Source organism: Candidatus Marivariicella framensis (genome assembly GCF_982709265.1).
In genome coordinates, this window is the sequence record NZ_CEXPNT010000035.1 from 1 (window position 1) to 11,638 (window position 11,638).

General features: G+C 31.6%; 12 protein-coding genes. 7 read left to right on the top strand and 5 right to left on the bottom strand.

What is annotated here, in order from left to right; translation table 11 throughout:
* Nucleotides 1-168 precede the first annotated feature (168 nt).
* The 3 genes from AC34EU_RS08390 to AC34EU_RS08400 all read right to left on the bottom strand — a co-directional run bounded on the left by AC34EU_RS08390 (nucleotide 169) and on the right by AC34EU_RS08400 (nucleotide 2,869).
* Nucleotides 169-1,257 (bottom strand): serine hydrolase domain-containing protein, encoded by a 1,089-nt coding sequence (locus tag AC34EU_RS08390; protein ID WP_489696198.1) that lies wholly within the window; start codon nucleotides 1,255-1,257, stop codon nucleotides 169-171.
* An 84-nt stretch (nucleotides 1,258-1,341) separates the two neighbouring features.
* Nucleotides 1,342-1,665, bottom strand: coding sequence for a tetratricopeptide repeat protein (locus AC34EU_RS08395; protein ID WP_489696199.1), 324 nt, complete (start codon nucleotides 1,663-1,665; stop codon nucleotides 1,342-1,344).
* Nucleotides 1,634-2,869, bottom strand: a complete 1,236-nt coding sequence (locus AC34EU_RS08400; protein ID WP_489696200.1) for a serine hydrolase domain-containing protein — start codon at nucleotides 2,867-2,869, stop codon at nucleotides 1,634-1,636. The genes AC34EU_RS08395 and AC34EU_RS08400 overlap by 32 nt, the downstream gene beginning before the upstream one ends.
* 551 nt (nucleotides 2,870-3,420) lie before the next feature.
* On the opposite strand from AC34EU_RS08400, the gene AC34EU_RS08405 reads away from it, so the two are divergent.
* The 6 genes from AC34EU_RS08405 (at nucleotide 3,421) to AC34EU_RS08430 (ending at nucleotide 8,808) form a co-directional block, all read left to right on the top strand.
* Nucleotides 3,421-4,434, top strand: a complete 1,014-nt coding sequence (locus AC34EU_RS08405; protein ID WP_487534627.1) for a sugar phosphate isomerase/epimerase family protein — start codon at nucleotides 3,421-3,423, stop codon at nucleotides 4,432-4,434.
* Nucleotides 4,435-4,444: 10 nt separating this feature from the next.
* On the top strand, nucleotides 4,445-6,313 hold the full coding sequence (locus AC34EU_RS08410) for a DUF885 domain-containing protein (protein ID WP_489696201.1): 1,869 nt from the start codon (nucleotides 4,445-4,447) through the stop codon (nucleotides 6,311-6,313).
* Nucleotides 6,314-6,617: 304 nt separating this feature from the next.
* A complete protein-coding gene (gene speB / locus AC34EU_RS08415) occupies nucleotides 6,618-7,394 on the top strand; it encodes an agmatinase (protein WP_487534629.1) in 777 nt (258 codons plus the stop codon).
* A 29-nt stretch (nucleotides 7,395-7,423) separates the two neighbouring features.
* Complete coding sequence (locus AC34EU_RS08420) at nucleotides 7,424-7,870, top strand: alpha/beta hydrolase (protein ID WP_487534631.1); 447 nt, start codon at nucleotides 7,424-7,426, stop codon at nucleotides 7,868-7,870.
* Nucleotides 7,842-8,252, top strand: coding sequence for an alpha/beta hydrolase (locus AC34EU_RS08425; RefSeq protein WP_487534632.1), 411 nt, complete (start codon nucleotides 7,842-7,844; stop codon nucleotides 8,250-8,252). Before AC34EU_RS08420 ends, AC34EU_RS08425 begins: the two co-directional genes overlap by 29 nt.
* 91 nt (nucleotides 8,253-8,343) lie before the next feature.
* Entirely contained in the window at nucleotides 8,344-8,808 is a 465-nt protein-coding gene (locus AC34EU_RS08430) for a SixA phosphatase family protein (RefSeq protein WP_487534633.1), read from the top strand.
* Nucleotides 8,809-8,810: 2 nt separating this feature from the next.
* Here the strand turns inward: AC34EU_RS08430 and AC34EU_RS08435 are convergent, their stop codons facing one another.
* The gene (locus tag AC34EU_RS08435; protein WP_487534634.1) at nucleotides 8,811-10,094 is read right to left on the bottom strand and encodes a M20/M25/M40 family metallo-hydrolase; all 1,284 of its coding nucleotides are present in this window, start codon (nucleotides 10,092-10,094) and stop codon (nucleotides 8,811-8,813) included.
* 127 nt (nucleotides 10,095-10,221) lie between these two features.
* Between AC34EU_RS08435 and AC34EU_RS08440 the strand changes: the two genes are divergently transcribed.
* The gene (locus tag AC34EU_RS08440; RefSeq protein WP_487534635.1) at nucleotides 10,222-11,142 is read left to right on the top strand and encodes a hypothetical protein; all 921 of its coding nucleotides are present in this window, start codon (nucleotides 10,222-10,224) and stop codon (nucleotides 11,140-11,142) included.
* Between the two features lie 12 nt (nucleotides 11,143-11,154).
* On the opposite strand, the gene AC34EU_RS08445 is transcribed toward AC34EU_RS08440, so the two are convergent.
* Entirely contained in the window at nucleotides 11,155-11,553 is a 399-nt protein-coding gene (locus AC34EU_RS08445; RefSeq protein WP_489696202.1) for a hypothetical protein, read from the bottom strand.
* Between the last annotated feature and the right edge of the window lie 85 nt (nucleotides 11,554-11,638).

Genomic DNA, 11,638 nt, shown 5'->3' on the forward strand with positions numbered 1-11,638 from the left:
AATACCTGCCTGTCACGCAGGGGGTCGCGGGTTCGAGTCCCGTCCAGACCGCAATCATCGTTAAAATTATAACTCCTTGATTACCAAGGAGTTATTTTTTTACATGGTTCGAATCACTTCCAATATTATATAACTATTTTTTATATACCGTGTTGCCCACAGTATATTTTATCTCTCCGTTTTGATAAAATCATATAATAAACTCCAATATTGCCAATCAGGAACATCATTACCACGTTTCAGCCCCCATTTCACAAGAGTTGGTAGTTTGTGCTTATGTGCTACTACAATATTTAATTTTGGAATCACAGTTATAAATTGCCCTCCATAGCCAGTTGCAGAATAGGCTCCTTCAAAATCTGGATGGTGTTTAAAATTATCTATTAACCACCACATATAGCCATATGAAAATTGAAAAGGACTTGATTCGTCCCTTCCATATCGTTCATTGACTGTTTTAGTTGGGGTCACTGTCTTTGTAATTTTTTCAATCCAGTCTCTTGAAACGAGTTGTTTACCATTCCACTCACCTTTGTTGAGCATTAATTGACCAATTTTAGCCATATCTCTTACAGAAATATACATATGATAAGCTGGATATCTTGATTTGCTTTTTTTATATTGTTTTTTTTGATTTTTAATATTCCAATCCTGAAAACCAAGTGGTATAGCTAACTGTTCCTCAAGTTCTTGATAAATATTTTTGCCTGTTTTTTTTTCAAAAATATAACCTGCAACATTGTAGTCCCAATTGTTATAAACGAAATATTCTCCAGGTTTTACCGAACCTCTTTCTAAGATATTGTCTTCATCATAACCAGCATTAGCTGGTTCAAGGAAAACTCCGGAACGAGAATTTATTATATGGTCAACAGTTGCGGACTTCTCTATTTCTAAAAGACCGTTATCTTCTTCAATCCCTATTTCTCCAATAGTTTGATACAAATCAATTGTTCCATTATTGACATACTTGCCATAGAGAATACTTAAAACACTTTTTCGACAAGATGCTAAGTAGCTTAAATCTTGTACGTCTCCATACTCAAAAATAATTTTACTATCTTTTAGGATAAGCATGCCTGTTGTTGTCAAGTTATTTTTGATGTGACTTGTTAATGAATCCAGTTTTTCTTGTGTAAATCCTGTTCCGTTTAATGTTGTGTGTTTTTCAAAAGGAACTCCTTTAAACTCTGTTCTATTAGAACTACAACCGAGAATTAGTATTGTTGTGCAAAATGTAATTAAAATTTGTCTCATATTTTAGTAATTATAGTGAAGTACAGACTTTTATTTTTGTACTAAAACCGCTATTATTTTTATACATTGTTGGCAACAGTATTTTTAATCGGATTGTTTCTCTTTCAGTTCGTGTATTTTTGAAATCTTCGTTATGGCATTTATGTTTTCAGGGTTCAGAGCTAACGATTTAGCCAAGTTTATTATAGCGTTATTCCAATCCTCATTTATATAATAGGCCTCTCCTAAACTATAGTATATATTCGAGTTGTTAGGCATTAAAGTTGTTCCGTACTGAAAAACCTTAATTGCTGCATCTGCATTTTTTTTATCAATTAACCATTCATATCCAATAGGGTTTAGAATTTCTGCAAATCCCATGGCATTAAATTCTTCTTCACTTATGAATTTTTTCAGTTTCTTGTTCAAATTTACTTTCGAACTCATCCAACTTTTTCCAAATGGCCCTTAACTCGTTTATTCCATCCTTATTAACATCAGTATTTACTAGAAGGATTTTACCAATTTTAGTTTTAGCATTAAAAAACATTAAGGTAGTAACTCCAGGATCACCTCCAGTATGACCTATTTGTCCTTGAGCTGACGATCCCATAAAAATACCCATATTGTATTCATCATTGTAGGCGTTGTCATTTCTTTCTTTATGATTTTCATCATTCAAATTAGAGTTAAACAACTCATCATAATTTTCTACCTTCAAGATTCTACCACTCCCACTGTAGCCGGAAATTAACTCTGATAAATATTTTCCTAAATCACTAGATGAAGTAATTAAACCTCCATCAGGATATGTTATCAATTGATAAAAAGCTAATTCAGTTTCTATATTTGAGTAAAGAATTGAATGTTTTGAAAAATCCACTTCATCAAAAGACCAACCAGTATTAGACATTCCTAATGGTTCAAAAATGTATCTTTTTGTTAATACGTTAAACGGTTCTCCCATTGCATTTTCTAAAACCAATGCGGCTAATCCCGCAGCAATGTTAGAATATTCGAAGATTTCTCCGGGGTTATTTTTTAAAAAATTATTTTTTTTATACCACTTACCTTTTTTATTCAAAATATTTTTCAAAAAAACAGATTGAGTCATCATTTCATTAGGAGATCGAAAATTTCTATTCACTTTAGCCTCTCCGTTGTTTTCTTCTTTGAGAATATACCCATTCTTCTCATACCTGGATGGATCTCTTATGCTTGAAGTGTGTGTTGCTAATTGTCTAATAGTTATTGGTATATTTGGAAAATATGGATTAATTACTTTAAAAGGTAGAAAATCGTTAATAGGGTCATCAAGATTAAGATAACCGAGTTCTTGAGCTTTCATCAAGGTAATTCCGATAAAGGTTTTTGAAATTGAAGCAATATTTTGAATTGTATTTGCTGTATATTTTTTATTTTCTTTCCTGTTTGAATACCCAAACCCTTTTTCAAATAGTGATCCATTTTGATTTACAATAGCCACAGAAAATCCATTAATATGGTTTTGACTATAAATTTGTTTTAAGTCGTTGACCAATAGTTTCGAAATTGAATCATTTGCTTGTGCATAAGATTTATAAAACAAACCATTCGATATAATTACAATTATGATAAGTGTATTTTTAAGCATACTTATATTTACTATATTTAATTATTAATTAAACCTAGTTTAAATTAAAGATCAATAAAAATCCAATATAAAGACTATTTTAATTTATTTTCCTTTTTGTACTGAAAATACTTCTCAATCTATTTCTCAATTAAAATTCAGAATGATATATTTAAACCGAAATTTAGTACTCCCCTCAGGTAAATAGTTCACTCATAGAGTTTTTAGTTTACTCACTGAGTACAAAAATCAACAAATTTAGTACTCATTGAGTACACACATAATTTGTAATTGTCTGACTAATATGTAGTTACGGTTGGGTTCGAGTCCCGTCCAGACCGCAATAATAATCCGTAATATCTTTATAAACAAGGTATTACGGTTTTTTATTTCCTATTATGGTAACATATTGGCAACAAATCATACAAGCTTCAAATTCTAAAGTTCCATTATACACACCTCTAATATATCCATTTGAATCAACTAATTAAAACATTATCATTTTTCACTTTTAGTTGTCATTCCGATTAATTTTTATAAATTAATTTATTAATCAAAAAAAACAGATTTTCATGAAAGTTAAAATTTTTATACTTTATATTATTCCACTATTTTTTTATGCTCAAAAAGAGAATAAACCTGATCTTTTAGCTGACAAAAGTATAAATATTGGAGTTCAAAGCTACTCCTTTAGAACATTACCAGACCAGAGCCCATTGGCTATTTTGGAATATATAAAACAGACTGGTGTAAAATATGTTGAACTCATGGGCAATCATGTTGAACCTTTTGCCGGTTTACCAGTGAGCCCATATTCAATTGAAAAAATAATGGGAAATAAAATTGACCCAATCAAAAGAGATGTTTTGATTAAAAGATATAGAAAAATTGAATTATCTATTGACGAGAAAAAAATTGCAGATCAGATTGATAAAGAGATGGAAGGGTTCGATAAGAATATTTCAATATGGAGAAAAAATGTTTCAATGTCTAAATTTAAGGAATTGAGAAAAATGTATAATGATGCTGGTATTTCTATTTTTGCTTTTAAACCTCGATGTTTTGAAAAAAACAATAGTGATGAAGATATTCGTTACGGTATGAGAGCTGCAAAAGCACTGGGAGCAACACATGTAACAACAGAACATCCAAGCGATGATAAGCATACCGCTAGGTTAGGTAAAATTGCTGAGGAAGAAGGGATTTTTGTCGGATACCATGGACATATGCAATCATCCCCAACTTTATGGAATACATCGGTTTCTCAGTCCAATTATAATAGATTAAATCTTGACCTAGGACATTATACAGCTGCGGAAGTAGGAGATCCCTTACAAATAATTAAGGATAAATCTGATAAAATTGTGAGTATGCATCTAAAAGACAGAAAAAAGTTAAGTAATGGTGGAGAAAATAAAATATGGGGCCAAGGTGACACACCAATAAAGGAAGCTGTTCAACTAATTAAAGATAATGGATATTCTTTTTTTGTAACTATAGAATTAGAATATGATATTCCAGAGGGATCAAATGAAATTAAAGAAGTTAAAAATTGTGTCGCTTATATTCAAAATGCAATGAACTAAAATATTAGACATGACAAAGAAAATAAATTGGAAATTTTGGACAGGTAGAACTATACTGGGACTATTGGTCATTGGATGTCTATGGCTTACTAATCTTATTTGGTTTAAACCATTTAATATCAAACATTTTTATGATAAGGTGTTTATTGAGCTCGCCATCTCAGATCCTGAATTGGTCACCCAACTAGGTATTCCAGTTTTATATGACATCTACAAGGAAGATCTGAGCGATGTCTCAGATAAAAAGGCATGGGAGGATTTCGCCAAACTCAAGGACGATTTCGAGACATTACAAAGTTATGATTTCGAAAGTCAATCAAAAGAAAATAAGTTAAACACCAAAATTCTGAGTTCGTTTCTTGGCAAGCAGATTGAGGGTGAGAGGTTTGCCTATCATGGGTATCCGGTAAATCAAATGTTTGGAGTACAAAGTAATCTTCCTAGTATGATGGAAAGTTCGCACAAGCTTAGAGATAAAAGTGATTTAGAGGCATATATAAAACGATTATCCAAATTTGGAACTAAATTCGATCAGGTATTGGAAGGGCTAAAAATAACAGAAGAAAAAGGAATCATTCCTCCACAATTTATCATTGACCGAGTGATTAGTGAAATGTCAGGATTTGTTGGTAAAAAAGAATCAGACCTTATCAATATTGAGATCGATGATGAAGATCCAGTTAAGTCAAACATTCTCTACGCTAATTTCAATTCTAAATTAGCACAAATTGAAGATCTTACAGAAGAGGAAAAGGAATTATACAAATCTAGGGTAGAAGACGAAATAAGAACTTCGGTTTTCGATGCATATAACTCCCTTATTTTATACTTCGAAGCATTAAAACCTAAAGCAACTACAGATGCTGGTGTATGGAAACTACCTGATGGGGATGACTTTTATCAATATCAATTATCACTAATGACTACCACCGACTATACCCCTGAACAGGTACACCAAATTGGATTGTCTGAGGTCGGTCGAATAAAAACAGAAATGAGGGATATCTTGACCATTCAAGGTTACACAGATACTACAAAAACATTAGGTGAAATCATCCAAGAATTAAACAAGGAAGAACGCTTTCTATATCAAAATAATGATGAAGGCAGAAAAGAAATCATCGAAGGGTACAATAACATCTTAGATGAAATTAATGATGGACTCGATAACGCATTCGATATCCGACCTAGAGCATCCATGGAAGTAAAAAGAATTCCTGAATTTAAAGAAGAAGGTTCTGCAGGGGCTTATTACGAGCTACCCCCCATGGATGGATCAAGAGGAGGTATATTTTATGCTAACTTGAGAGATGTTACAGAAACTGTTAAGTTTGGAATGAAGACCTTAGCCTATCATGAAGGAATACCCGGCCACCATTTCCAAATAGCCATACAAGGAGAATTAAAAAATATTCCAATTTTCAGAACATTCCCCCTTTTTACAGCATATACAGAGGGTTGGGCATTATATGCTGAACGTCTCGCGTGGGAGTTGGGTTTTTATAAGAATGACCCTTTTGGCAATTTGGGAAGACTTCAAGCGGAAATGTTTAGATCTGTCCGTTTAGTAGTAGATACTGGAATTCACTATAAAAAATGGACTCGTGAAGAAGCAATTGAATACATGATTGCCAATACAGGAATGACAACAGGAGAAGTTGTTTCTGAAATCGAAAGGTACATCGTAATGCCTGGTCAAGCCTGTGCATATAAAATCGGGATGTTAAAAATATTAGAACTCAGAGAAAAAGTAAAAAAGAAACTAGGCAATCAATTCGATTTAAAAGAATTTCATAATATTATATTAAAAAACGGAGCAGTTCCTCTAGATATTTTAGAAGATATTGTAGATGACTATATAAAAACTGAACTTAAGTAAATAAAAAAGTGTAACCGAGATACATTTTTATTTAATGGTTTAGCTCATATAACACATTGTGTTATAAGGGTAAATCTAAAAAGTCATATAAAGTATTTATGATCAGTTTATTACAGTAAAAAATATTGAATAGTTCAAGTCCCGTCCAGACCGCAAAATCATCCTCCAATTCGAAGGGTTTTTTCTTCTATACCCTTATTTATCTTATTTATGAAAATCCTTGCGGATTTTCTATTCGGTTTTTATTTGTTAAATTAAGTGCTTAACTAATCACACACAAGATCGTTGGCAGTAATTTTTAAGAATGAATAAAATAATTATACAAGGAATAAAATTTGATGATAAATCTTCTTATCAGAAAGGACCTAAACTTGCTCCGCCATTAATAAGAAAAGCATTGAATTGTGGATCTACAAACAAGTATACAGAAGATTTAATCTCTATCGAAAACTCAAGGGTTGATGATAAAGGTGATTTTGAAATATCTAAATATTTTGACATCGAGAAATTAACTAAAAACCACCTTAATTCAGGCGCGAAAATTTTTACATTAGGTGGCGACCATTCCGTAACATTTCCAATAATTAAAGCACATAGTGAAAAATACCCCAAATTAGACATTCTTCATATTGATGCCCATTGCGATTTATATGATAAATTTGAAGGAGATAAATATTCTCACGCATGCCCTTTCGCAAGAATTATGGAAAATGGATTTGCCGTTAAGTTATTACAAGTAGGAATTAGAACATTAAATAAGCATCAAGCAGAACAAGCTGATAAATTTAATGTTGAAATACATCAAATGAAAGATTTAGATTTAAGCCAAATCCCAAAATTTAAAAACCCTCTATATATTTCTCTAGACATGGATGGATTTGACCCAGCATATGCTCCTGGAGTTTCACATCATGAACCTGGGGGGTTAACTTCTAGACAAGTAATAAATTTAATTCAGAGCATAGAATCTGAAATCATTGGAGCTGATATTGTAGAGTATAATCCAAATAGAGATTTTCAAAATATGACTGCTTTTTTAGCAGCAAAAATAATGAAAGAAATACTAGGTAAAATGATGTGAAGAATCAACAAAAACAGTAAAAAAATAATATGATTAAAAATATAATCTTTCTTTTAACTTTAAATCAACTATTTATATATGCTTCGCAAGTTGACACATTAATTGTTCAAAGTGAATCAATGAATAAGTCTATTTCTAATATTGTTATTTTACCTGACAATTATTCTGAAGAAAATCAATTACCAGTTATATACCTCCTCCACGGTTATTCGGACAATCATGAAACTTGGATGAATAATGCACCAAAAATAAAAGAATATGCAGATAAGTATAATGTTATTATTGTATGTCCTGACGCTAATTATTCGAGTTGGTATTTTGATAGTCCAATAGATGACAGTATTAAATATGAAACCTATATCTCAAGTGAGTTAGTCAAGTCAGTCGATAGAAATTACAATACTATTGATAATAGAAATGGAAGAGCAATAACAGGTTTGAGTATGGGTGGTCGGCGCATTTTATTTATCATTTAAACATCAAGATGTATGGGGGGCTGCAGGTAGTATTAGTGGGGGAGTTGATATAGTTCCATTTCCCTCCAGTTGGGACATTTCTAAACAACTTGGAAAATACTCAGATTTTCCGGAAAATTGGAAAAATAATTCAGTAATTAATATGGTTGATTTATTACAAAGAGATAGTCTAAAATTAATATTTGACTGTGGTATTGATGATTTCTTTTATGATGCTAATTTTAGATTACACAACACTTTAAAAGAAAAAAACATACCTCACGATTACACAGAGCGGCCTGGAATGCATAATTGGGATTATTTTTCAAACTCAGTTGAATATCACATCCTTTTTTTTAAAAGATATTTTAATAAATTATCTTTAATAAAAAATAAAATTTAATTATAAACTTGAACACAGCAATATGGTAAATCGTTTATATATATTATTATTGATATGCATCATAACAGCATCCTGTAAAGAAAAAACTCCCTTGAATAAAAAAAGTGAGACTACTACTTTTTATTTAATTCGCCATGCTGAAAAAGATAGAAGTAATCCAAGTGAACAAAATCCAAACTTGACTCTAAAGGGATTAAATAGGGCGCAAAATTGGGCAAAATATTTTGACAGTATTCCTATAAATTCAATTTATACAACATCCTTCAACAGAACTAAACAGACTATTATTCCTGTTTCTAAATTAAAAGATATTACTCCCAAAATATACTCACCAAATAAAATAGACATTCAAAATTTTATTAAAACCAATCGAGGAAAAAATGTTTTGATTTCGGGCCACAGTAATACTACTCCTGAGATGGTAAATAAATTAATTAATCAACCAAAGTTTCAAGACATGCTTGATTCGGATAATAAGAGCTTATTTGTTGTTCAAATTATTGATACAGAAGTGAGCGTTGAGGTAAGATCAGTATCTATAAGTAATCAATTATAAATTTACTTTTCAAAACCAGCTTCAGATAGCAGTAATAAAAGTGCTAACTGAATAGATCTATATCCTTCCTTGTTATACCACCATTCATTTAATGAATGAGCATTTCCACCAACACCACCCCTTCCAATAGTTACCGCTGGAATTCCAAGTGAAATAGGGATATTAGAATCTGTTGAACCTCGAGTCAACCTAGGGGTTTCTTTAAAATACTCTGTTGTAGCTAAAGCTCTTTGAATTAACTGAAGGCTTGGTTCAAGTTCTCCTGAAGGTCGATTGCCAATCTTATCTATAACTACTGTTAAAGACTCACCGGAGCGCTTCATCTTATTTTGTTTATCTAGTCCACTATTTACTGCTTTATATAGTAAGTCTTCCATAACATCAAGTCTAGAGGGTTCTATTGACCTAATGTCAACTTCCATTATTGACTCAAAAGGAATAGAGTTTATAGAAGTTCCTCCTTTTACTATCCCAATATTATAACTAGTCTTGGGACCCTCAAGAGTATATTCGTCGGCAGAGTCAATAAAATTATCAATTGCTGAAGCTAAAGCATGGTGAGGATTAACCATTCCAAAGGCTCCCCATGAATGCCCTCCTGGACCACTAAAAGTAACTCTATATCTATACGATCCAAGACCTTTAATATTTACCCTGCCTAATGCTCCACCATCAATTGCAATCCAAGAGTCAATTTTAGGACTATTGTTTTTAAATAAATATTTAACACCTCTTAGGTCACCTAATCCTTCTTCTCCAACTGTTCCTACGATTAAAATATTGTCTTTTGTCTTTATGTTTTTATCTCTTATAGTTTTAAGAATTGTTAAAAGCATAGATAAACCTCTAGTATCATCAGCAACTCCTGGAGCGTATATAGTATCATTACTTATTCGAGTTTTAACATCTGTTCCTTCGGGGAAAACAGTATCAAGATGAGCATCTAAAGCAACCGTCCGAATACCTATCTCTCCTTTTAATAACCCAAGAACATTGCCTTCACTATCGATCCACACTGAATCTATTCCAATTTCTTTGATTTTTTCAGCAAATCTAGAAGCGCGTTTTTGTTCCTTGAATGGAGGAGCTGCAATTTCTGTAAGCTCAATTAAATTGTTATGAGTAAATGGTTCTAAATCAAATATATAATCAAAGCTTGATTTAATTATTTTTGATTTAGCTAAACGATTAATTTGTTTTGAATAAACCTTATCTATATTAATGCTTTCATTTTGAGCTTGAATAGTTAAGGAAATTAAAAGAAAATAAATTAGAAGCTTTTTCATAATAGGATTTTAAATATTTTAATTTGTAATATCAGTAATAAATTTATTCAAATTATTGACTATTATCAAACTTTCTATTAAAAGCCTTAAGGATGATTAGTATATTTATGTTTATTGACTAATGCTAATGAAAAAAATAATTTTCTTTTTTTTACTTCTTATTATTATTTCTTGCTCAAAAACAAATGAACAGTCTGAACAAATTGAACCAGTTGAACAGATTATTGAAACACGTAATTGGAGTGAATATATTGATTTTCGTGTGGGTAATATACCTCTCATGATTATTTCTGTTCATGGCGGAGGATTGGAGCCTGAATGGATACAAACAAGAACTTGTAATCAGGCAACCGTTGTTAGAGATAGCTATACAAGGGATGTTGCATTAGAAATAGAATCCCAATTGAAAATTAATGGATATAGTCCTTTCATTGTCTTAAATGATTTACATAGAAAAAAACTAGATTTAAATAGATCTTTAAATAACGCTAATTGTGGTGATCAAACAACAATTCCATATTGGGAACTGTTTCACAAGCAAGTAGATGATTTTAGAACAGAAATTCAAAATCAATTTGGTAGTGGTTTAGTAATTGATATTCATGGACAATCTCACGAAGAACAGAGAATTGAATTAGGCTATTTATTATCTTCTTCAGAGTTAAGAATGAGTAATTCAACTATTAACAGTTCAGATTTCGTAAACCAATCATCAGTTAAAAGTCTTTTAAATAATAACTCTAATAATCTAGAATTAACTGATTTGTTGTCTGGTGAGTCTTCCATGGGAAATCTTCTTAATATTAAAGGCTATGCATCAGTTCCCTCAAAAGAGGATATTGCCCCTAAAGAAGGAGAGCTTTATTTTTCTGGAGGTTTTAATACCGCTACATATGGTTCAAGAGAGAGTGGGTCAGTTGATGCAATTCAGATTGAATTAAATATGATTGGGGTGCGAAATACCGATGATAACAGAAAATTATTTTCTAAAGAATTTGCAGATGTTCTTATTTCATATTTGAGAATGCATTATAAAAGCGATCTTTAAAATCAGAAACTTTTAATTTTCAGGATACAGATATCTAACAGCATCTTGAGCCATTAGCATTCCCTGGTGAGATACATTTGGAACCTCATCGGTTTTGATCCAATTGAATTCTGTTTGATTTTGATTTGCAGTATCCTCGGATGTTGCATAAAAATAACGACCTCTTGCTCTTCTATGCAGGCCTTGTTGATCATCAACAATTTCATTATGGCGCAATGAAGATGAATTGGGATTTGTATCATCCTCAGCTAAATGAACATATAATTTTTTTGAAAAAGCCAAGTTTAATTTGTTTGTGTCTAGCTGACTTTGATCTAATCCATATGGAAAATTAATTTCTGATTCTGGAACAGTATACCAACCTGCATTTGAGCATACGGCAATATTTAATTTACTGTTTGGAATAAACATTACAAATCGATGAAGAAACTGAGATCCCGCGAGATTTCACGTTCATGTTGAAAGCAATACTTTTTTCATTAGGCGACCAAGAAAG